The 22,082-nt window shown below is 64.9% G+C and carries 16 protein-coding genes; all 16 read left to right on the plus strand.

What is annotated here, in order from left to right:
* Positions 1-21 precede the first annotated feature (21 nt).
* The 16 genes from tssA to tagF all read left to right on the plus strand — a co-directional run bounded on the left by tssA (position 22) and on the right by tagF (position 22,029).
* Complete coding sequence (tssA, locus tag FRZ40_RS24990) at positions 22-1,059, plus strand: type VI secretion system protein TssA (protein WP_028369703.1); 1,038 nt, start codon at positions 22-24, stop codon at positions 1,057-1,059.
* Positions 1,060-1,138: 79 nt separating this feature from the next.
* The gene (gene tssB / locus FRZ40_RS24995) at positions 1,139-1,639 is read left to right on the plus strand and encodes a type VI secretion system contractile sheath small subunit (RefSeq protein WP_028369702.1); all 501 of its coding nucleotides are present in this window, start codon (positions 1,139-1,141) and stop codon (positions 1,637-1,639) included.
* 25 nt (positions 1,640-1,664) lie between these two features.
* On the plus strand, positions 1,665-3,161 hold the full coding sequence (tssC, locus tag FRZ40_RS25000; protein ID WP_028369701.1) for a type VI secretion system contractile sheath large subunit: 1,497 nt from the start codon (positions 1,665-1,667) through the stop codon (positions 3,159-3,161).
* Positions 3,162-3,207: 46 nt separating this feature from the next.
* Entirely contained in the window at positions 3,208-3,702 is a 495-nt protein-coding gene (locus FRZ40_RS25005; protein ID WP_028369700.1) for an Hcp family type VI secretion system effector, read from the plus strand.
* A gap of 80 nt (positions 3,703-3,782) precedes the next feature.
* Positions 3,783-4,622, plus strand: coding sequence for a type VI secretion system accessory protein TagJ (locus FRZ40_RS25010; RefSeq protein WP_147235928.1), 840 nt, complete (start codon positions 3,783-3,785; stop codon positions 4,620-4,622).
* Positions 4,615-5,127, plus strand: coding sequence for a type VI secretion system baseplate subunit TssE (gene tssE, locus FRZ40_RS25015; RefSeq protein ID WP_028369698.1), 513 nt, complete (start codon positions 4,615-4,617; stop codon positions 5,125-5,127). The genes FRZ40_RS25010 and tssE overlap by 8 nt, the downstream gene beginning before the upstream one ends.
* A gap of 4 nt (positions 5,128-5,131) precedes the next feature.
* Positions 5,132-7,009, plus strand: coding sequence for a type VI secretion system baseplate subunit TssF (gene tssF / locus FRZ40_RS25020; RefSeq protein ID WP_028369697.1), 1,878 nt, complete (start codon positions 5,132-5,134; stop codon positions 7,007-7,009).
* Positions 6,994-8,073, plus strand: coding sequence for a type VI secretion system baseplate subunit TssG (gene tssG / locus FRZ40_RS25025; RefSeq protein WP_147235929.1), 1,080 nt, complete (start codon positions 6,994-6,996; stop codon positions 8,071-8,073). The genes tssF and tssG overlap by 16 nt, the downstream gene beginning before the upstream one ends.
* A 4-nt stretch (positions 8,074-8,077) precedes the next feature.
* Positions 8,078-10,780: a type VI secretion system ATPase TssH gene (gene tssH, locus FRZ40_RS25030; protein WP_028369695.1), complete on the plus strand. Its 2,703-nt coding sequence runs from the start codon at positions 8,078-8,080 to the stop codon at positions 10,778-10,780.
* A gap of 31 nt (positions 10,781-10,811) precedes the next feature.
* Positions 10,812-11,201, plus strand: coding sequence for a DUF4280 domain-containing protein (locus FRZ40_RS25035; RefSeq protein WP_147235930.1), 390 nt, complete (start codon positions 10,812-10,814; stop codon positions 11,199-11,201).
* Between the two features lies 1 nt (position 11,202).
* On the plus strand, positions 11,203-13,194 hold the full coding sequence (locus tag FRZ40_RS25040) for a type VI secretion system Vgr family protein (protein ID WP_028369693.1): 1,992 nt from the start codon (positions 11,203-11,205) through the stop codon (positions 13,192-13,194).
* A gap of 33 nt (positions 13,195-13,227) precedes the next feature.
* Positions 13,228-15,024, plus strand: coding sequence for a type VI secretion system-associated FHA domain protein TagH (gene tagH, locus FRZ40_RS25045; RefSeq protein WP_147235931.1), 1,797 nt, complete (start codon positions 13,228-13,230; stop codon positions 15,022-15,024).
* A gap of 55 nt (positions 15,025-15,079) precedes the next feature.
* Positions 15,080-16,414 carry a type VI secretion system baseplate subunit TssK gene (tssK, locus tag FRZ40_RS25050; RefSeq protein WP_147235932.1) on the plus strand — a complete coding sequence of 445 codons (1,335 nt, stop codon included), beginning with the start codon at positions 15,080-15,082 and terminating at the stop codon, positions 16,412-16,414.
* Positions 16,415-16,437: 23 nt separating this feature from the next.
* Positions 16,438-17,727: a DotU family type VI secretion system protein gene (locus tag FRZ40_RS25055; RefSeq protein WP_028369690.1), complete on the plus strand. Its 1,290-nt coding sequence runs from the start codon at positions 16,438-16,440 to the stop codon at positions 17,725-17,727.
* 43 nt (positions 17,728-17,770) lie between these two features.
* Positions 17,771-21,298 carry a type VI secretion system membrane subunit TssM gene (gene tssM / locus FRZ40_RS25060; RefSeq protein ID WP_147235933.1) on the plus strand — a complete coding sequence of 1,176 codons (3,528 nt, stop codon included), beginning with the start codon at positions 17,771-17,773 and terminating at the stop codon, positions 21,296-21,298.
* Positions 21,295-22,029 carry a type VI secretion system-associated protein TagF gene (gene tagF / locus FRZ40_RS25065; protein ID WP_028369688.1) on the plus strand — a complete coding sequence of 245 codons (735 nt, stop codon included), beginning with the start codon at positions 21,295-21,297 and terminating at the stop codon, positions 22,027-22,029. The genes tssM and tagF overlap by 4 nt, the downstream gene beginning before the upstream one ends.
* Positions 22,030-22,082: the final 53 nt, after the last annotated feature.

Raw genomic sequence — 22,082 nt, forward strand, 5'->3', positions numbered from 1 at the left:
CAGACTGATGCCGATACAAAAATGGTCACGCTCGATGCCGGGGTGTTGCTCGCCGATCTATCGCCTGAACGTCCGTGCGGGGACGACGTCGAGTACGACCCGATGTTTCTCGAACTCGAACAGGTCGTGCATGGCAAGCCGGAAGTCCAGTACGGCGACACCGTCGTCGCCGCCACACCGCCTGACTGGAAAGCAGCCCAGGCCCTATCACTCGAACTGTTCAACAAGAGCCGTGATCTGCGCGTCGCCGCGCATCTGGCGCGCGCACTCCTGAACCGCCAGGGCTTCACCGGTCTCGCCGAAGGGATGGCGCTGATCGAAGCCCTGCTCGAGCGGCATTGGGATCACGTCTATCCGCAACTCGATCCTGACGACGATAACGACCCTACTGCGCGCATCAATGCGCTCGCGGTGCTGGTCGAACCGTCGGAGATGTTGCTGGATGTGCGCGACACCGCGCTTGCCGCGTCGCGCACGCATGGAATCGTGAGGCTGCGCGACATCGAATATGCGACCGGCGACGTGGCCGTGCCCGACGGTATCGAACCGCCATCGCTTGCATCGATCGACGCGGCGATCGCCGACGTGCGCGACGATGCGGCGGCGGTACACGCCGCATTGCATGCCGCGCGCCAGAGCAATACGCGCATTGAAACGCTGCTGACCGAACGCGTCGGTGCGGCGCAGGCGATCGACTTGTCGCCCCTCTCGCGCCTGTTGCAGCAGGCGGCGGGCTTTCTCGGCGAACGGGTCGGCGACACCGGTCAGCAAGTCGCGGATGAAGCGCTAGCCGGCGACGGCATGGCGGGTTCATCGGCGGCGACGGGCGCGGCATCGCCTGCCGCGCCGAGTGGAGAAGTCAACAGCCGGCAGGACGTGATCCGTTTGCTGGACAAGATCTGCGCCTATTACGAAAAGCACGAGCCGTCGAGTCCGGTGCCGCTATTGCTCGCCCGTGCGCGGCGTCTGGTGGACAAGAGCTTCATCGAGATTCTGGAGGACCTCGCGCCGGAAGGACTCGGGCAGGCCCGGCAGGTTGGCGGTATCGAAAGCGAATAGTCGTCGGGGAGTTCATCAGCTTTGCAACTGATACGTTGCTCCGCCTCTCGACGGTGCGGCGTCAACCAGGGGAACTGTCGTGGCCAAGGAAAGCAGCCAGAAATTCATCGCACGCAATCGCGCGCCGCGCGTGCAGATCGAGTACGACGTCGAAGTTTACGGCTCGGAAAAGAAGGTGCATCTGCCTTTTGTGATGGGCGTGATGGCCGATCTGTCCGGACAGCCTGCGGATCCGCTCGCGCCCGTCGCGGACCGCAAGTTTCTGGAGATCGATGTCGACAACTTCGACGAGCGCCTGAAGTCGATGAAGCCGCGCGTCGCGGTCCAGGTGCCGAACATGTTGACGGGCGAAGGCAATCTCGCGGTCGACATGACCTTCGAGAGCATGGACGACTTCTCTCCTGCGGCCGTCGCGCGCAAGGTCGATGCGCTGTCGAAGCTGCTCGAGGCGCGCGGCCAGTTGCAGAACCTCTTGACGTACATGGATGGCAAGACGGGTGCCGAGGAATTGATCGCAAAGGTGCTGAACGATCCCGCCTTGCTGCAATCGCTCGCTTCTGCGCCGAAGCCACAGGAATAAGCGCGACTAACAGTGGAGTCTGACCATGGCCGAACCCAACCTCGAAGGACAGGCGCAGCAGACAGAGGGCACGCTCGAGATGAGCGACTTCGCCAATCTGCTGCAAAAGGAATTCAAGCCGAAAAGCGACAAGGCAAAGGAAGCCGTCGAAACCGCAGTGCGCACGCTTGCAGAACAGGCGTTGCGCGATACGGCCGTCATTTCGAACGACGTGCTGGCGACCATCGAAAGCCTGATCGCACAGATCGACAAGAAGCTCAGTGAGCAGATCAACCTGATCATTCACTCGGAAGAGTTCCAGAAAGTGGAGAGCGCGTGGCGCGGTCTGCACTATCTTGTGAACAACACCGAGACCGACGAATCGCTGAAGATTCGCGTGATGAACATTTCGAAGGGCGAACTGCACAAGACGCTCAAGAAATACAAAGGCACCGCCTGGGATCAGAGCCCGTTCTTCAAGAAGCTTTATGAAGAAGAGTACGGCCAGTTCGGCGGCGAACCTTATGGTGCGCTGGTTGCCGATTACTACTTCGACAACAGCGGTCCCGATGTTGATCTGCTGACACAGATGGCGAAGATATCCGCGGCTGCCCACGCGCCGTTCATCGCTGCCGCCGACCCGGCCGTGATGCTGATGGATTCGTGGCAGGAACTCGCGAACCCGCGCGACCTGACGAAAATCTTCCAGACACCGGAGCACGCCGCCTGGCGCTCGCTGCGCGAATCGGAAGACTCGCGCTATATCGGGCTCGCAATGCCGCGCTTTCTCGCGCGTGCGCCGTACGGCGCGAAGACCAACCCCGTCGAAGAATTCGATTTTGAAGAAGACACCGCGGGCGCCGACAGCAGCAAATACACGTGGGCGAACGCCGCGTATGCGATGGCGACCAACATCAACCGTTCGTTCAAGATGTATGGCTGGTGCTCGCGGATTCGCGGCATCGAGTCGGGCGGCGCGGTCGAAGGCCTGCCCGTGCATTCGTTCCCGACCGACGACGGCGGCGTCGACATGAAGTGTCCGACTGAAATTGCCATCAGCGACCGGCGCGAGGCGGAGCTGGCAAAGAACGGTTTCATGCCGCTCGTGCACAAGAAGAACTCCGACTTTGCCGCATTCATCGGCGCGCAGTCGTTGCACAAGCCGGCCGAATACGAAGATGTGGATGCGACCGCCAATGCGAATCTGGCTGCACGTCTACCTTATCTGTTCGCATGCAGCCGCTTTGCGCATTACCTGAAGTGCATCGTGCGCGACAAGATCGGCAGCTTCAAGGAAAAGGACGACATGCAGCGCTGGCTGCAGAACTGGATCCTGCAGTACGTCGATGGCGACCCCGCCCATTCCACCGAAGAGTCGAAAGCGCGAAGGCCGCTTGCCGCAGCTGAAGTCGTGATCGAAGAAGTCGAAGGTAATCCCGGTTACTACACCTCGAAGTTTTTCCTGCGTCCGCATTATCAGTTGGAAGGCCTGACCGTGTCGTTGCGGCTGGTCTCAAAGCTTCCGTCCGCCAAGGCAGCATGACGGAATCCCGTTTGCAGTGACGAACCGCTTATGAGTGGAGAAGAACATGGCCGTCGATATGTTCATGAAGCTGGGTGACATCAAGGGTGAGTCTCAGGACAAGACCCATAAGGATGAGATTGATGTACTTGCGTGGAGCTGGGGGTTGAGCCAGAGCGGCACGATGCACCTGGGAACGGGCGGTGGCGCGGGCAAGGTGAATGTGCAGGACATATCGTTTACCAAATACGTCGACAAGGCGACGCCGACGATCATGCTGGCTTGCGCCAAGGGCACGCATATCGATTCGGTGGTGTTGACCGTGCGCAAGGCCGGCGGCGACAACCCGCTCGAATACTACAAGGTCACGCTGACCGCGTGCCTGATCAGTTCGTATTCGACGGGCGGCTCGGGCGGTGAGGATCGCTTTACCGAGAACGTGACCTTGAACTTCGAGCAGTTCCATGTCGAATACCAGCCGCAGAACGCGAAGGGCGCGAAGGAAGGGGGCGTCGTCGAGATGAAGTGGAACATCGTGAAGAACGACGCGACCAACGGCTAGCAGAAGCGTATCGCTTGCCGCCATGCCACGGGCGCGTGGTGCGGCGGCGGCATTGAACCGGCCCGACGGAGCGAATCGACATGACGGCAGAAGAAAGCTTGCGCGAAGGCAATCTGGAAGAGTGCCTGCGTCTGTTGCAGATGCAGGTCCGGAACGATCCGTCGAAGGCTGCGCACCGCGTGTTTCTGTTCCAGTTGCTCGCCGTGCTCGGGTCATGGGACCGCGCGCTGACCCAACTGAACGTGGTGGGCGATCTGGACGCCGCGGCATTGCCGATGGTGCAAACCTATCGCGAGGCGCTGCAATGCGAAGCGTTGCGCGAAGAAGTGTTCAACGGCGCGCGCGCGCCTTTGATTTTCGGCGAGCCGACCGGCTGGCTGGCCCTGCTGGTCGAAGCATTGCGGCTCGATGCTGCGGGCGATCATGCAGCCGCCGTGGCCGCCCGCGAGCAGGCGCTCGGCGATGCGCCCGCCACTTCGGGCAACGTCAACGGCGAACCGTTCGAATGGATCGCCGATGCCGATACGCGGCTCGGGCCGACACTCGAAACGGTGCTCAACGGCCGTTACTACTGGGTGCCGTTTTTCCGCATCAAGCGCATCGAGATCGAAGCGCCGACCGATCTGCGCGACCGTGTGTGGACGCCGGCGATTTTTACGTGGGCCAACGAAGGCCAGGCGGTCGGGCTGATTCCGACGCGCTACGCCGGCACGCTGGCGGAAAAGAAAAGTGCGCTGTCGCTCGCGCATCTGACCGAGTGGATCGGCGGCGATGCGGCCGACGCACGCCCGGTCGGACAACGCATGCTGACGACCAGCGCGAACGACTACGCGTTGCTCGATATCCGCACGATCGAACTGGCAACCGGGGCTGCGCCTGAGAACGAGGGCGGCGCCGATGCCGCACGGGATCATGGCTGAACTGAGCACGCGAGACCGGCTGCAGCCGTCGTTGCTCGACCGGCTGACCGATCACGAGCCCGAGGTCAAGCAGGAGGCCCGCGAACACCGCGTGCTGTCTATCCGCGCATTGCGCCAGAGCGTGCAACGCGATCTCGCGTGGCTGCTGAACGCGACGGGCATTGCGTCGGTGCAGGAAGTGTCGGGCTATCCGTACGTCAGCACGTCGGTGCTGAACTACGGCTTTCCGGATATCGCCGGCAAAACCGCATCGGGCGTCGATCCCGCAAAACTCGAAAAGCACGTGCGCGACGCGATCTGGGCATTCGAGCCGCGCATCCTGCGCGAGACAGTGCGCGTGACGGCGATCCAGGTCGAGGAGACCACGGCGCAACACAACACCGTATCGTTTCTGATCGAAGGAGACCTGTGGGCTCAGCCGTACCCGGAGCGACTCTATTTCAGGACTGAACTGGATCTGGAGGCGGGGGAAATCAGGGTGATCGACCAGAGCGGCGCGCGCTGACAACATGAACCCGGAACTGATCAAGTACTACAGCGCAGAACTCCAGCACCTGCGGGAAATGGGCGGAGAGTTCGCCAAAGAGTATCCGAAGATCGCCGGGCGGCTCGGACTCGAAAGCCTCGAATGCGCGGACCCGTATGTCGAGCGGCTGCTCGAAGGCTTCAGCTTTCTCGCCGCGCGCGTGCAATTCAAGATCGATGCGGAGTTTCCACGCTTCACGCAGCATTTGACCGAGCTGGTCTATCCGCACTATCTGGCGCCGACTCCGTCGATGGCCGTCGTGCAGATCCAACCCGATCTGAGCAACGCGGGCCTCGCGGAAGGGGTGAAGATTTCGCGTGGCAGCGCCTTGCGCAGCCTGCTCGACAAGAACGGTTCGACGCGTTGCGAATATCGCAGCGCGCACGACCTGACGCTGTGGCCGCTCGAGCTCGTCGATGCGAAGTTCTTCACGCATTCGGGTTCGCTGGGCGGCGCGGATATCGCGCTGCCGGCGGGCGTCAAAGCGGGCCTCCGGTTGCGACTGCGTGCGACGGGCGGCCTGAAGATCAATCAGTTGAAGCTCGACAGGCTGGCGCTCTATCTGCGCGGGACCGACTCGATGCCGACGCGTCTTTACGAGCGGCTCGTCGGATCGGCGATGGGCGTCGTCGTGATGCCCGCGTCGCGTCCTGCGACCTGGCATGCGCAATTGCCCGCTGCGTCGGTCGCGCCGATGGGCTTCTCGGAAGAAGAAGCGTTGCTCCCGATCAGCAGGCAATCCTTTCGCGGGTACCGGCTGCTGCAGGAGTATTTCGCGTTCGCGCCGCGCTTCATGTTCGTTGCGATCGATGGCTTGCAGCAGGCGCTGCGCCGCTGTGCGGAGAACGAGGTCGAAGTGATCGTGCTGCTGAAGCGCGGCGACCCGATGCTCGAACAGGCGGTCGACGCATCGAATTTCGCGCTCTATTGCACGCCCGTGATCAACCTGTTTCCGCGCCGCACCGATCGCATCGCGCTGTCCGCCGAGCAGTTCGAATATCACGTAGTGGCCGATCGCACGCGGCCGATGGACTTCGAGGTCTACCGCATCGAGGAAGTCACCGGCTATGGCGCGGGCGCGGCCGCCGAGCAGAAGTTCGAGCCGTTCTATCACGCGCGAGACCTCGGCGCGGGCTATGGCGCAGGCGCGTACTACCAGGTGCGGCGCGACAGGCGCGTGCGCTCGTCGCGTCAGGCCGAGCGCGGACAGCGCACCAGCTACATCGGCAGCGAGACGTTCATCGCACTCGTCGATGTGGCGAACGCGCCGTTTCGCGGCGATTTGCGCCAGCTCGGCCTACAGGTTCTGTGCACCAATCGTGACTTGCCGCTCACCTTGTCGATCGGTGTCGGTGCGAGCGATTTCACACTCGACGTCGAGGCGCCCGTCGAAACGGTGCGCTGCGTGAGCGGCCCGAGCCGGCCGCTGCCGTCGTATGCGCATGGCGACGTTGCCTGGCGGCTCCTGAGTCACCTGTCGCTGAACTATGCATCGCTCGTCGATAGCGACGCGAAAGAGGGCGCCCGCGCGATGCGCGATCTGCTGAGTCTCTATTGCCCTGTCGACGATCCGGCGGCGCAGCGGATGATCGAAGGCTTGCAATCGATCGGATCGCATCCCGTCACGCGCCGTCTGCCGTGCGCCGGACCGATCGTGTTCGGGCGCGGCCTCGCGATCACGCTGACACTCGACGACGCCGCTTTCGAAGGCGCCGGCGCGTTTCTGCTCGGCGCGGTGCTGTCGCATTACTTTGCACAATACGTATCGATCAATTCGTTCGCGGAGACAATAGTCAGAACGCTGTCGCGCGGCGAGATCATGCGCTGGCCAGCGAGGGTCGGACAATGTCGGACCCTCTGACCCTGCTGCGCGAACTCGAAGCGAACGCCTGCCGCTTCGACTTCTACCAGGCCCTGCGGCTCATCGAGAACGCCTGGCGGGACAAGCCGCGCATCGGCGAATCGCTGCGTCCGCGCGACGATGCCGTGCGCTTCTCGCAGGAACCCGAGCTGATCTTCCACCCGACCACGCTCGGTGTGTTGAGGCCGGCGCACGACGGGCACGCGGCGCGGCTCGCGGTCAACTTCTTCGGTCTGATGGGGCCGCACGGCCCGCTGCCCGTGCATCTGACCGAGTACGTGCGCGATCGCGCTCGCAATGCGAACGATCCGACCTTCGCGCGCTTTCTCGACATCTTCCAGCACCGCATGGTGTCGCTGTTCTATCGGGCATGGGCCAATGCACAGCCTGCCGTGAGTCTCGACAGGCAGGAGCGCGACCGCTTTTCGGTCTATGTCGGCAGCACGTTCGGTCTGGCCGAGACAGCGCTGCGTGAGCGCGACGCCGTGCCCGACTTCGCGAAGCTGCATTTCGCGGGCCTGCTGGCGGGCCCGACACGTCCTGCCGCTGGTCTGCAACTGATCCTCGCGCGTTTCTTCAACCTGCCGGTGCGGATCGAGGAGTGGGTCGGCCACTGGATGGAACTGCCGCGCGACACGCTCTCGCGCCTGGGCGCGCGCGACGGTTCGTCGGGACTCGGCGTATCGACGTTGCTCGGCGCGCGCGTCTGGGACTGCCAGCACAAGTTCCGCATCGTCGTGGGGCCGTTGACGCTTGCCGACTACGAACGCTTCCTGCCCGGCGGCGACAGCCTGCGGCGCCTCACCGACTGGGTGCGCAACTACGTGCGCGACGGTCTCGACTGGGACGTGAACCTGTGGCTCAGGCAGGAGCACGTGCCGCGCCTTGCGCTGGGACGCCGCGCGCGGCTCGGCTACACGAGCTGGCTGTTGAGCGGCCCGGTCACGCAGGATCAGCGCCAGCTGCGCTTGCATCCCGCTTCATTGTCCGCACGATCTGGCGAGCCCGCGCAGAGCGACGTGTGCGCGAGCGAGCCGTCATACCAACACATACCGAAGGACTAGCAAAATGGCCGAAATCCGACGTGCAGCGTTGTTCGGCAAGCTGAACAAGCTGGCCTATCGCGCAATCGAAAGCGCAAACGTGTTCTGCAAATTGCGCGGCAATCCGTATATCGAGCTCGTGCACTGGTTCCATCAGATCCTGCAGTTGCAGGACTCGGATCTGCATCGCATCGTCAAGCACTTCGGCATCGAGCCCTCGGCGCTCGCGCGCGATCTGACGGAAGCGCTCGACCGGCTGCCGCGCGGCGCGGGGTCGATGGTCGATATCTCGTCGCAGGTCGAGGAAGCCGTCGAGCGCGGCTGGGTGTTCGGCTCGCTGCTGTTCGGCGAGTATCAGGTGCGCACGGGTCACCTGGTGGTCGGCCTGTTGAAGACGCCGTCGCTGCGCAACGCGCTGTACGGCATCTCGCGCCAGTTCGAGCGGGTCAAGCTCGAGCCCCTCGTCGATGAATTCGACAGCCTGCTCGGCAGCTCGCCCGAAGCGGGGATGACCGCGAGCGACGGCTCCCAGGCCGCGGCTCAGTCGGCCCATACAGGCGATGACGGCGGCACCGTGCCGCCCGCCGCGATGGGCAAGCAGGAAGCGCTCAAGCGTTTCACCACCGATCTGACCGAACAGGCGCGCATCGGCAAGCTCGATCCCATCGTCGGTCGCGACGAGGAAATCCGGCAGGTGGTCGACATTCTGATGCGACGCCGCCAGAACAATCCGATCCTGACGGGCGAAGCCGGGGTCGGCAAGACGGCCGTCGTCGAGGGTTTCGCGCAGCGTATCGTCGCGGGCGACGTGCCGCCGACGCTGCGCGACGTGCAGTTGCGCACGCTCGACGTGGGCCTGTTGCAGGCGGGCGCGAGCATGAAGGGCGAGTTCGAGAACCGGCTGCGCCAGGTGATCGAGGAAGTGCAGGCCTCTGAAAAGCCGATCATCCTGTTCATCGACGAAGCGCATACGCTGGTTGGCGCGGGCGGCGCGGCGGGGACGGGCGACGCGGCCAACCTGCTGAAGCCGGCGCTCGCGCGCGGCACGCTGCGCACCGTCGCAGCGACGACGTGGGCCGAATACAAGAAGCACATCGAAAAAGACCCGGCGCTCACGCGCCGCTTCCAGGTCGTGCAGGTGCCCGAGCCGGACGAGACCAAGGCCATCCTGATGATGCGCGGCATCACGTCGACGATGGAAAAGCATCACAAGGTGCAGGTGCTCGACGAGGCGCTCGAAGCAGCCGTGCGGCTGTCGCACCGCTACATCCCCGCGCGCCAGTTGCCGGACAAGGCGGTGAGCCTGCTCGACACCGCGTGCGCGCGCGTCGCGGTGAGCCAGCACGCGACGCCGCCTTCCGTCGACGATTCGCGAAAGCGCATCGCCGCGCTCGAAACCGAACTGGAGATCATCGGAAGAGAGACGGCAGTCGGCGTCGATACCCGAGAGCGGCTCGCGATTGCGAACGAGCGCGTGACGGCCGAGCGTGCGCGTCTGTCCGAACTCGAAGCGCGCTGGGAGGCGGAAAAGGAGCTGGTGACGCGCATCCTCGAATTGCGCGGCCAATTGCGCAACGAGACGGGCAAGGTCGAAGGCGCAGCGGAAGCGGCCCCGCTGACACCTGCCGATGACGGCGCCCGCGAATCGCGCCTGGCCGAGCTGCGCGAATTGCAGGCGAAGCTCGCCGCGCATCAGGGCGACGATCCGCTGATTCTCCCCACCGTCGACCAGCAGGCTGTTGCCTCGGTGGTGCAGGACTGGACGGGGATTCCCGTGGGCCGGATGGTTCGCAACGAGATCGAGAACGTGCTGAAGCTCGCCGAGAATCTCAACAAGCGGATCATCGGCCAGGGCCACGCAACCGAGATGATCGCGCGGCGCATCCAGACGTCGCGCGCCGGCCTCGACAATCCGAACAAGCCGATCGGCGTGTTCATGCTCGCGGGCACGTCCGGCGTGGGCAAGACCGAGACGGCGCTGGCGCTCGCCGAGGTGCTGTACGGCGGCGAGCAGAACGTCATCACGATCAACATGAGCGAGTATCAGGAAGCGCACACGGTGTCGTCGCTCAAGGGCGCGCCGCCCGGCTATGTCGGCTATGGCGAAGGCGGCGTGCTGACCGAGGCGGTGCGGCGCCGGCCCTATAGCGTGGTGCTGCTCGACGAAGTGGAAAAGGCGCATCCCGATGTGCACGAGATTTTCTTCCAGGTTTTCGATAAAGGCTGGATGGAAGACGGCGAGGGACGTGTCATCGACTTCAAGAACACGCTGATCCTGCTGACCACCAACGCGGGCACCGATCTGATCACGAACCTCTGCAAAGACCCCGAACTGATGCCGGAGCCCGAGGGCATCGCCAAGGCGCTGCGCGAGCCGCTGCTGAAGGTGTTTCCGCCGGCGCTGCTCGGGCGGGTGGTCGTGATTCCGTACTACCCGTTGTCCGACGAGATGCTGGGCGCGATCATCCGCCTGCAACTCGGACGCATCGAGAAGCGCGTGCGCGCGACGCACAAGATTCCGTTCGCGTATGACGACGATGTCGTGAAGCTGATCGCGAGCCGCTGCACCGAACTGGAAAGCGGCGGCCGGATGATCGACGCGATTCTGACGAACACCTTGCTGCCGCACATCAGCAACGAGTTTCTGACGAGGATGATGAACGGCACGACGGTGTCGAAGGTGGAGATCGGTGCGCGCGACGGCGAGTTCGTCTACACGTTCGATTGAAAAGGCGCTGCACGTTTGACGGAGTATCCGTATGCCGCAACAAGTCAGCATGGGTGCGACGCTGCAATGCTCGTTCGGCGCGGCGCCGTCGACACTCGTCGTGCTGCCCGTGAATCGCGTGATGGGCGAGGGGCCGCCTGCTGCCAACATCATGGACCACGTGCCGCTCGTCAATATCATGCCGTTCGGCGTATGCAGTTCGCTCGCGAACCCGACGGTGGCCGCAGCGACGACTGCGGCGCTCGGCGTGCTGACACCGATGCCGTGCGTGCCCGCGACGATGTCGCCGTGGGTGCCGGGTGCGCCGACGGTGCTGCTCGGCAACCAGCCGTCGCTCGACAACGTATCGAAGTGCATGTGCAACTGGGGCGGCGTGGTCACGATCGTGAACCCTGCCACTGTCAAGACGATGATTCCGTGACATGACCAGCCAGGACACTTCCCGACACGTCACCGTCAGTTGCGCGCCTGCCGGCAGCGACCTGTTGTTCCTGCGCCTGACCGGCCGCGAGGAACTGGGCCGCTTGAGCGAGTTTCATCTGGACATGCTCAGCATGAGCAACGACCTGAATCCCGGCGACGTGCTCGGCCAGGATATCTCGATGGCGATCGACTTGCCGTCCGATGGCGAGCGGCAGATCAACGGCATCGTCACCGCATTCCGGCTCGTCGTGCCCGGCGACAGGACACGCAACCGCATGGCGCGCTACGAAGCGATCGTGCGGCCCCGGCTGTGGCTGCTCACGCGCGCGTCCCACTGCCGCTTCTTTCACGAGATGACGGTGCCGGACATCATCGCGAAAGTGCTGCAGGACTACGACGTGGATCTGAGCAACAAATGTTCGGCTACCTATGCGTCGCTCGAGCATTGCGCGCAGTATCGCGAGACCGATTTCGCCTTCGTCAGCCGGCTGATGGAACACGAGGGTATCTACTACTACTTCGAGCACAAAGGCGGCAAGCACACGCTGGTGATGACCGATTCCACCGACGTCCATGCGTCGATCGATCACTACGCGACGATCTCATACGACGGCTGGTATGAACCTGCGCATGAAAAGGAGTGCATCTATCAATGGTCGTCGGGCGCGGAGTTGCAGACGGGCAAGTACGAAGTCAACGAGTATGACTTCGAGAAACCGTCGTCCAGCAACCAGCAGGGTTTGCTGTCGCGCGCGACGAGGCCGAAGGTCTACGACCCGCCCGTGTACACGATGCAGGAACATCTGAGCGGTCACGTCGAGTCGGGCGATGGCGACCGCTACGCGAAAGTCGGCGTGGAAATACGCCAGGCGCGCAACGACAGCATCAGCGGGCGTACCAGTGCGCGTGGCGTGTGGCCTGGCGGGCTGTTCAAGCTGCAAGACCACGTGTGCGATGCGCAGAACCACGACTACCTCGTGATCAGCGCGGAGTACGAGATCAACTCCGATACCTACGTGTCGAGTGCCGGTGATCATCGCGAGTTGCCGTTTTTCGATTGCAGCTTCACCGCATTGCGCAAGGAAAACCAGTTCCGCGCCGAACGCATCACGCCGCGTCCGCTGGTCGCGGGTCCGCAGACCGCGATGGTGGTCGGTCCCGACGGCGACGAGATCCTGACCGACAAATACGGGCGCATCAAGGTGCAGTTTCACTGGGAGCAGTTCGCGCCTCCGTCCGGCGCCAACGAACGGATGAAGCGCTGCTGGGTGCGCGTGTCGCACAGTTGGGCGGGCAAGCGCTGGGGCACGTTCTTCATTCCGCGCATCGGCCAGGAGGTGCTGGTCGATTTCATCGAAGGCGATCCGGACCGGCCGCTCGTCACGGGCTGCGTGTACAACGCGAACACGATGCCGCCGTACGACCTGCCCGCGAACTCCGCGCTGTCGACGCTGAAGAGCAATTCGACCAAAGGCGGCAGCGGCTTCAACGAAATGCGCTTCGACGACACGAAGGGCAGCGAGCAACTATTTTTCCACGCGGAAAAAGACCATGAAGCGTGGATCAAGAACGACACGCTGACGAACGTCGGTAACGACCGTCATCTGAAGGTCACGGGCAACGAGTTCATCGCCGTGACGGGCGCACGGCACGACAGCGTGACGGGTGACCGCAACGTCAAGGTGGACGGCAACGATTCGCTGAACGTCAGCCAGAAGTTGCAGGAAAAAGTCGGCATGGATTACGCGCTCGATGCGGGTATGAACGTGCATATCAAGGCGGGGATGAACGTCGTGATCGAGGCGGGCGTCAGCATTACGCTGAAGGCGGGCGGCGCGTTCGTGGTGGTGGGGCCCGCGAGCGTCGCCGTATCGGGTACGCCGATCCTGCTGAATTCGGGCGGTTCGGCCGGTTCGGGCAGCGGCTCGTCGCCGACCGCGCCGACCGCGCCGAAGGACGCCGACGATGGCACGAAAAAGCTCAAATCATGACGCGATGCTTGGCCGTTTGGGCCGGGGAGACAAGTGAACGATCCGATTCTTTCGTTGCGCGTCGTGCGCTTCAATGACGAGCCAGTCGCCGAACCGATTGCGGTCGAGTTCGGACCGACGGGCGGCACCATCGGCCGCGCGACTGATTGCACGCTGGTGCTGCCTGACCAGCAGCGCGCCATTTCGCGCGTGCATGCGCGCATCGAATTGCGCGGCGGCGAGTATTTGCTGTGCGATCTCGGCAGCAACCCAAGCGTGCTGAACCAGCGCGCACTGGGCGGCACGCGTGAGGCACGACTCGCGAATGGCGACCGGTTGATGATCGGCACCTATCTGCTCGAAGTGACGATTGCGGAACGCACGGCGGGTGCACGCAGCGCGACGGGCCTGGGCCTGGCGGATCCGCTGGCGGCGGTGAAAGTGCTCGGCGGTCCGTCACCCGCCGATGCGCAAGGCGATCCGTTTGGTCTCGGCGCGCTCGATCCCCTCGGACAGCCTGGGTTTGGCAAACGCCCGCCGATTGCGTCGGGGCCGCGCTACGCAGGGTCGGAAAGCGATCATGTCGCGCCGGAATTTCAGGCTTTCGCCGCGCCGGGCCCGGCGTCGCATGCGGCTATGCCACCTGTGGTGCCGGGTGTGGCGAGCCCCTCGCCGGGCGGCATTCCCGCCGACTACGATCCGCTCGCGGATGCGCTCGCCCAATGGGAAACGCCGGTGCAACGGGGCGGCGTGCAGCCGGGAGCGGCGCACGCTTCGCCACCTTTCGCCGCGCCGCCGTCCGATGCATCGTCCGATGTCTTGTCCAATGCGTTTACGTCTGCGCCGGGCATGGCCCCAGCGCCCGCACCCGCGCCGTCGGTCCCCGCGTCGCCAGGCGGTCCGACGGGCTTGTCCCCAGGCCTGCTCGACGGTCCTGTTGGCCATGACGTCGCGACACCGTTCGATGATCTGCTCGCACCGGCCGCCGGGCCGCCGCTGGTCCCGGAGGACCCCACCGAAATCGCGCCCGCCTCTTCGCTGGCTGCGGCGGCGTCCGCTCCCGTCGAGCGTGTGTCTGCTCCTGTATCGGCGGCCGCGCAGCAGCCATCGCCCAGGCAACGCGAGCCGGCAGCGCCCGCCGCTGCGATGGCCGAGCCCGCGCCGAGGGCAACGCCTGCGGCCGCGCCGTCCAGGTCCGAATCCGCGGCCTCGCGCGATATGGCTCCCGATCGCGACGCGTACCCAGCGCTGCTTGAAGGGCTGGGTCTCGACCCTTCGCGCTTGCCGAACCTGCCGCCAGCGGAACTTGCGCGACTCGTCGGCACGATGTTGCGCGAGGCGCTGCGCGGCACGATGGCCGTGCTGCGCGCCCGTTCGATGGCGCGGCGCGAAGCGCGCCTCGACGTCACGCTGATCGTGGCGCGCGACAACAATCCGCTGAAATTTTTCCCCGATGTCGACAGCGCGCTCGCCCAGATGCTCACGGGCCGCGGCGCCGGTTATCTGCCGCCCGCCGAAGCGCTCGAACGTGCGTTCAACGACATCGAATCGCATGAACTCGCGGTGATCGTCGGCATGCGCGCGGCGCTGGCCGACGTGCTCGGCCGTTTCGATCCCGCCAGCATCGAGGCCCAGTTGAAGGAGGGTGGCGTGATCGACAAGGTGCTGTCGAACCGCAAGTCAAAACTGTGGGATCTGTTTGTCGAACGGCAGGCAGATGTCGCACGTGAAGCGCAGGACGATTTTCAGAGACTGTTCGGCAAGGCGTTCAACGATGCGTACGAGGCGCAGATCGACGCGCTCCACACCGCGCGCAAGACCGGCAAGACGGACCCGACCAGCCACCATTGACCGCTTCCCGTCGGGGAACAGGCCACGCTAAAGACACGGGAAGACACGAGAAAAAATGTCCTGGAACAGCAAAGTCATCTGGTCGGAGGGGATGTTCCTGCAGCCGCAGCATCTGCAGCAGCACGACCGTTATCTGCAGACCCAGCTCGAGACGCGGGCCGCGTGTCTTCGTCCTTACAGCTGGGGGCTGACCGCGCTCGAAATCGACGAGCAGCTGCTCAAGCTCGGCAAGGTTGCGCTACTGTCGTGCGCGGGTGTGATGCCCGATGGCACGCCGTTCAATCTGCCCGCCGACGACGATCTGCCCGAACCGCTCGATATTCCGGAGGGCACGCGCAATACGCTCGTCGCGCTGGCGCTGCCGGTGCGCCGTCCGGGCGTTGCCGAAACGGGCAACGAAGACAGCGGAGAAAACTTCGCGCGGCATCGCGTGGCCGAACGCGAAGTCGACGACAGCAACGATCCGAATGCCGAACCGGCGCTGATGCAGATCGGCAAGCTGCGCGTGCGGCTCGCGCTGGAAGCGGACGTCGCGAATGCGTATGCGGTGCTTGGCGTCGTGCGCGTTGTCGAGCGGCTGCCCGACAACCGTGTCGTGCTCGAAAACGACTACAGTCCGCCGTGTCTCGACTACCGGGTCGGGCGGCGTCTTGCCGCGTTCGTCGACGATCTCGTCGGCCTGCTGCACCAGCGTGGCGAGGTGCTCGCCGCGCGCCTTGCGCAGCCTGGCGTGACAGGCGTCGCGGAAGTGTCGGACTTCCTGCTGCTGCAACTGATCAACCGCCACGAGCCGCTCGCAGCGCATCTGTCGACGATGACGGGACTGCATCCGGAAGCGCTGTACCAGATTGCGGTGCAGCTTGCGGGAGAACTCGCGACGTTCAGCCAGTCTGGCAAGCGCCCGCCGACGTATCCCGTGTACCGGCACGACCGCCTGCGGGAAACCTTCGCGCCGGTGATTGACGATTTGCGGGCGTCGCTCAGCATGGTGATGGACCCCCATGCCGTGTCGATTCCGCTCGAAGAGCGCAAGTACGGCCTGCGCGTCGCGCTCGTGCCGGACAAGAATCTGTTCGCTTCGGCGACCTTCGTGCTGGCCGTACGTGCGCAGATGCCGGCCGAGCACATTCTGACGGGCTTCGCGCCGCAGGTGAAGATTGGGCCGATCGAGCGCATTCGCGATCTCGTGAACCTGCAGTTGCCCGGCGTCGGGCTGCGCGCGCTGCCTGTCGCGCCACGCCAGTTGCCGTTTCATGCGGGCTTCACGTACTTCGAGCTCGATCGCGGCAACGAATTGTGGAAGCAGTTCGCAACGTCCGCCGGCATGGCGTTGCACGTCGCGGGCGAATTCCCGGGGCTGGCGATGGAGTTTTGGGCCATTCGCCGCTGATGCATTGATCGAGGACACTCATCGTGACTCCAGACGAACCACGCGGCCCGCTCGATGATCCTGGCGCGACGATCCTGATTCCGACGCCCGGCGGTGCGCGTGCCGCGTTTGTCGCGGCCGCGGCGACGGCGGCGCCGATCCCGGCGCAGACGGGCGGCCTCAATCCATTGTTGCGCGCGGCCAATCCGCTGCTGGAGCTGGCGGTTCCGCTGCGGCAGTTGCCGACCCATCCGAATGTCGAAGAGTTGCGCACACAGCTGATCCAGATGATGCGCACGTTCGAAACGCAAGGGCGTGCGAGCGGCATCGACGACGAGAAGCTCGGCGCATCGCGCTACTGTCTGTGCACCTTCCTCGACGAGGCGATTTCGAGTACGCCGTGGGGCGCGGGGATGTGGGCGAGCCGCAGCCTGCTCGTGACGTTTCACAACGAGGCTTCCGGGGGCGAGCGCTTTTTCCTGATTCTGCAGCGGCTTGCTCAGAACCCCACCGGGAACGTCGACGTACTCGAACTGATCTACGTGATCCTCGGGCTGGGGTTCGAAGGCCGCTACCGGCTGATCGACGGTGGCCGCACGCAGCTGGACACGATCCGCGAGCGGCTCGAAGCGATGATCCGTTCGCAACGCGGCGCCGCCGAACGCGATCTGTCGGTGCACTGGCTGCCCGAAAAGACAGAGCGCAAGCCCCTGCTGCAACTGGTGCCGCTGTGGGTCGCCGCGGCGATCGCCTGCGTGCTGCTCGTCGCCGTGCATCTGGTGCTGAGCCTGCGCCTGAACGACGAGTCCGACCGCGTGTTCGCGGCGTTGCACGGCATACGCGTCGCACCGCCGCCGCTCGCCGCCGCGAAGGCGGCGCCGCCGCCTGCGCTCGCACCGAAGCTGTCGCAGTTTCTTGCACCGGAAATCGCGCAAGGGCTCGTGCATGTCGCCGAACTTCCCGACCGGACCGTCGTCGAGATCAAGGGCGACGGGCTGTTCGCGTCGGGCAGCGCCGAGCTCGAATCGAGTTATATCCCGTTGATCCAGCGCATCGGCGATGCGATCAAGGACGTGCCGGGCCACGTGGTCGTCGCAGGGCATACCGACAACCAGCGGCTGCTGTCGGCGCGTTTTCCGTCGAACTGGCATCTGTCGCAGGCTCGTGCCGATGTCGTGCGGGACATGCTCGCCGCACGCACGGGCACGCCAGGGCGTTTCGAAGCCGAAGGTCGCGGCGACACCGAGCCGATCGCGCCGAACGACTCGCCCGCGAACCGCGCGAAGAACCGCCGCGTCGATATCACCATACTCGCGCCGGGGGCGGCATCGTGAGCCCGCTCGCGCTCCGTGCGCCGCACATGGAAGGTGGATGCCCATGAAACTGCTTGGCTGGCTCAGGCGGCCGATCGTGCTGTCATTCCTCGGCGTACTGGCGCTCGCGCTGATCGTGTGGATCGAAGGGCCGCTGCTCGCGTTCGCGGGCAAGGCGCCGCTCGAATCGGCCGCGCACCGCTGGATCGTGATCGCGGTGCTGTTCGCGCTCTGGGCGCTGTACTGGGGCGTGCGCTGGCTGATGGTGCGGCTCGCGAACGTGAAATTCACGCGTGTGGTTGCCGAAGCGGCGCCGCAACCCGGAAGGAAGGAATCGGAAGCGGATGTCGCCGCGCTGAAGCAGCGCTTCGACGAGGCAATGGCGATACTGCGCAAGGCGCGCGTGAAAGGGCGCTTCGGTAGTCAGTATGTCTACCAGTTGCCGTGGTACATGTTCGTCGGCGCGCCAGGCACGGGCAAGACGACGGCGCTGCTGCATTCGGGCCTCAAGTTTCCGCTTGCCGACCGGCTCGGCAAGCAGGCGGTCGGCGGTGTCGGCGGAACGCGCAATTGCGACTGGTGGTTCACGGACGACGCCGTGCTGCTCGACACAGCCGGCCGTTTCACCACTCAGGACAGCTTTGCCGAAGCCGACCAGGCCGCATGGAGCGGCTTCCTGCAACTGCTGCGCAAATATCGGCCGCGACGCCCGCTGAACGGCGTGATCGTCGCGCTGTCGGTGCAGGATCTGCTGCAACTGTCCGACACGCAGCGCGCGGTGCAGGCGGGCGCAGTGCGCGAACGGCTGAAGGAGTTGTACGCCCGCCTCGGGATGCGCTTTCCCGTCTATGTCGTCGTGACCAAGTGCGATCTGCTTGCAGGCTTCGCGGAATTCTTCGACGACCTCGGCCGCGACGAGCGCGAACAGGTGTGGGGCGTGACGTTTCCGTACGCGGCGCAAGGCGGACCGGACGATGCACTGGCGTCATTTCCCGGCGAATTCGCCGCGCTCGAAAAGCAGTTGCAGTCCCGTGTATTGCGGCGCATGCAGCAGGAGACGGACACGCGCCGCCGTGCGCTCGTGTACGGTTTCCCACAGCAGTTCGCGGGTCTCGAGAGCGTGCTGACTGGGTTTCTGCAGGAAACGTTCAGCACCTCGCGTTTCGATGAGGCGGCGCTGCTGCGCGGCGTCTATTTCACGAGCGGCACGCAGGAAGGCCGGCCGATCGACCGCGTGATGAGCGCGGTTGCTGCAGCGCTCGGCTTGCAGCGTCAGGTCGTATTGCCGGACCCGGCAAGCGGGCGTGCGTACTTCATCACGCGGCTGATGCGCGACGTCGTCTTCCAGGAAGCCGGACTGGCGGGCACCAATCCGACCCTGGAGCGCCGCCGCACGTGGCTGCAGCGCATCGCGCTCGGGCTGATCGGCATTGCGGCGGCGATTGCGCTGGTGCTGTTCTTCATCAGCTATCAGCGCAACCAGGCCTATATCGGCAATGTCGAGCAGCGCGTGACCGAATTGCAGAAGCTCGCGAAGAACATTCGCGCGGGCGACGATCCGCTCGCGCTGCTGCCGTTACTCAATGCGGCACGCGACCTGCCCGGCGGCTATGCCGATCGCGAGAAGCGCGTGCCGTGGCTTTCGCGGCTCGGGCTGTATCAGGGGGACAAGCTCGGCCTCGAAGCGCAGGCCAGCTACCGGCGCTTGTTGAAGCAGACGTTGCTGCCGCTTGTCGTGCGCAGGATGGAGGATGAATTGCGGCGCGGCGATGCGAACAACCCCGACTTTCAGTACGAGGTGCTGCGCGCGTACCTGATGCTCGGCGATCCGGCCCACTTCGACGCCGATTCCGTGCGGCTGTGGGCAGACATCGACTGGCGGCGCGGGCCGTTGCACGATGCGAGCGACGATCAGCGCAACGACATCGACGGCCATCTCGCGGCGCTGTTCCAGCCCGCGCAGTTCGATGCGTCGCTGCCGCTCGACAAGAACCTGATCGCGCAGGCGCGCACGACGCTCGCGAGGATGCCGCTGGCGCAACGCATGTTCAATCGCGTCGCGCGCGATCTCGAACAGGCGAAGTTGCCGCCGTTCAGCGTTGCCGCTTCGGCGGGCCGCAACGCGGCGCTGGTACTGGTCCGAAAGAGCGGGGCGCCGTTGACGCGCGGCGTCTCCGGCGCTTACACGCGGGCCGGCTATCAGAAGTTCGGCCAGTTACGCGACGAGGCCGTCGTCGATGTCGCGAGGGACAACTGGGTGCTCGGACGCGAGGAATCGGTGCTGACGCCGAACGGCATCGACGATCTGAAGTCGGCGATGACGCAGCTTTACTACGACGAGTACATCAGGCAGTGGGACGCGTTGCTGGCAGATGTCGCCGTGGTGCCGTTCGACAGCGTGGAGAAGGGGGCGCGTGTGGCGAACGTGCTGGCCGCGCCCGATTCACCGTTGAAGGCGTTCATGCTCGCGGCCGCCCAGGAGACCACGCTCGGCACGGTGAAGACGGGCGGCTCGCTGGCCGAACAGGGCGTCAGTGCGTTGAACAACAAGCTCGACGCGGTGAAGAAGCGGCTCGAAAGCGCGCTCGGCAACCAGCCCGACGACACGGCGCCGCCGCCTGCTCAGCTCAACGCCGTCGATGCGCACTTCCAGGCGCTGCACGATCTCGCGGGCAAGCCCGGCGCGGCGGGTCCCGTGCAGCTCGATACGCAGCTCGCGGCGCTCAAGGACGCGGCCTCGTATCTCGAAGCGTCCGACGCGGCGCGCAAGCAAGGACTGCCCGCGCCGCCTGGCGACGCGCTGAACAAGCTGAAGCTCGTCGCGCAGGGCGCGCCTGCACCGCTTGCAAATGTAGCCAACGACATCGCGAATGGCGGCTCGATGCTGATGGTCGGTGGCGAACGCGCACGGCTGAACGCGCTGTGGCAGGCCAACGTCGCGCAGTTGTGCCGGCAGGCGCTGGATGGCCGCTACCCGCTGGTGCGCACCTCCACGCGCGATGCGGCGCCCGATGACTTCGGACGGGTGCTGGCGCCAGGCGGTTTGATCGACGATTTCTTCCAGAAGAACCTGGCGACGCTGGTCGATATGTCTGGACCGCAATGGCGCTGGCGCCAGGGCGCCGATTCGCTCGGTATTCCAGCGGACGTGCTCGCGCAGTTTCAGCGGGCCGCGCAGATCAGGGATGCGTTCTTCCGCGCGGGCGGGCGAGACGTGTCGGTTCGATTCACGCTCAAGGTGCTCGACATCGATCCCGCGATCGACCATGCCACTATCGATATCGACGGGCAGCAATTCGTTGCCGCCCACGCGGATCAATCGATGGTGTTCCAGTGGCCGAGCGGCAAAGGCACGGGACAGGCGCGGGTCGACTTCGACCCATCGGGGGATTCGGCGCGGGCGGACGGACCGTGGGCGCTGCTGCACCTGATGGACAACGCGCGCTTGCAGCCGACCGCGCAGGCGGACCGGTTCAAGGCGACCTTCGACTCGGATGGGCACACGCTCGCGCTTCAGCTGGATGCGAGCAGTGTGACGAATCCGTTCCGCAGAGGGGCATTCGAACAGTTCCGTTGTCCTGACCGGTTATGAGCGAGTTCGTCGCACAGGCACCCGGCTTTTTCGGCAAGGTGCGCACGCATGGAGACTTCGTGACGCGGCGTTTGCCGGCGGGATTCGTCACGCCGTGGGATGCGCGTCTGCAGCAGGGCATGCTGTTCGCGCAGCGCTGGTTCGGCGCTCAGTGGCTGCCCGTCTATCTGAATGCGCCGGTCTGGTATTTTGCGCTCGGTGCAGACGTGTGCGGCGAGTCGGCGTGGGCGGGTGTGCTGATGCCGGGTGTCGACCGGGTGGGACGCTATTTTCCGTTCACGCTCGCCGCGCCGCTTGCGCGCGAAGACATCGCGAACTGGCTCGGCGGTGCGCAGGCCTGGTACGACGAAGCCGGACGGCGCGCGCTGTCGACGCTCGACGCGGATTTCGTGCTGGAGCATTTCGATTCGCAGCTCGATGCATGGGGGCCGTTGACAGCCTCCCCAGCACAAACACCTGCGCCCGGGTGGCGGCTTTGTCCGGCGGGACAGCTGCTGTCCGGGCAAGAAGCGAATGAAGCCGAACAGGCGAACTGCGCCTCCGGGCGCTTCTCCGCGTTGCTCGTGCGCTACGCGACGCCGGGATCGGGCGCATGGTGGACGGAAGGATCGGGCGCGATCCCCGCCGTGTTGCTGGGTGGCCCGGGTTTGCCGGACGGCGAGCGTTTCGTCGGCTTGCTCGATCAGGCGCGCAGCGGCTGGCGGTCGGTTGTCGAATTGCGCCTGGCGTAGCGCCTGCAATGGCACATGTCTTTGCGCCCGAAACGGCAATCGTGATTGCGAGT

Source organism: Paraburkholderia azotifigens (assembly GCF_007995085.1).
In the GTDB taxonomy this organism is placed as follows: domain Bacteria; phylum Pseudomonadota; class Gammaproteobacteria; order Burkholderiales; family Burkholderiaceae; genus Paraburkholderia; species Paraburkholderia azotifigens.

Bases quoted from the DNA above. Each gene is read 5' to 3' on its own strand.
- tssA (WP_028369703.1), top strand. From the start codon at position 22: ATGGTCACGCTCGATGCCGGGGTGTTGCTCGCCGATCTATCGCCTGAA.
- tssC (WP_028369701.1), top strand. From the start codon at position 1,665: ATGGCCGAACCCAACCTCGAAGGACAGGCGCAGCAGACAGAGGGCACG.
- FRZ40_RS25005 (WP_028369700.1), top strand. From the start codon at position 3,208: ATGGCCGTCGATATGTTCATGAAGCTGGGTGACATCAAGGGTGAGTCT.
- FRZ40_RS25010 (WP_147235928.1), top strand. From the start codon at position 3,783: ATGACGGCAGAAGAAAGCTTGCGCGAAGGCAATCTGGAAGAGTGCCTG.
- tssE (WP_028369698.1), top strand. From the start codon at position 4,615: ATGGCTGAACTGAGCACGCGAGACCGGCTGCAGCCGTCGTTGCTCGAC.
- tssF (WP_028369697.1), top strand. From the start codon at position 5,132: ATGAACCCGGAACTGATCAAGTACTACAGCGCAGAACTCCAGCACCTG.
- tssG (WP_147235929.1), top strand. From the start codon at position 6,994: ATGTCGGACCCTCTGACCCTGCTGCGCGAACTCGAAGCGAACGCCTGC.
- tssH (WP_028369695.1), top strand. From the start codon at position 8,078: ATGGCCGAAATCCGACGTGCAGCGTTGTTCGGCAAGCTGAACAAGCTG.
- FRZ40_RS25035 (WP_147235930.1), top strand. From the start codon at position 10,812: ATGCCGCAACAAGTCAGCATGGGTGCGACGCTGCAATGCTCGTTCGGC.
- FRZ40_RS25040 (WP_028369693.1), top strand. From the start codon at position 11,203: ATGACCAGCCAGGACACTTCCCGACACGTCACCGTCAGTTGCGCGCCT.
- tssK (WP_147235932.1), top strand. From the start codon at position 15,080: ATGTCCTGGAACAGCAAAGTCATCTGGTCGGAGGGGATGTTCCTGCAG.
- tssM (WP_147235933.1), top strand. From the start codon at position 17,771: ATGAAACTGCTTGGCTGGCTCAGGCGGCCGATCGTGCTGTCATTCCTC.
- tagF (WP_028369688.1), top strand. From the start codon at position 21,295: ATGAGCGAGTTCGTCGCACAGGCACCCGGCTTTTTCGGCAAGGTGCGC.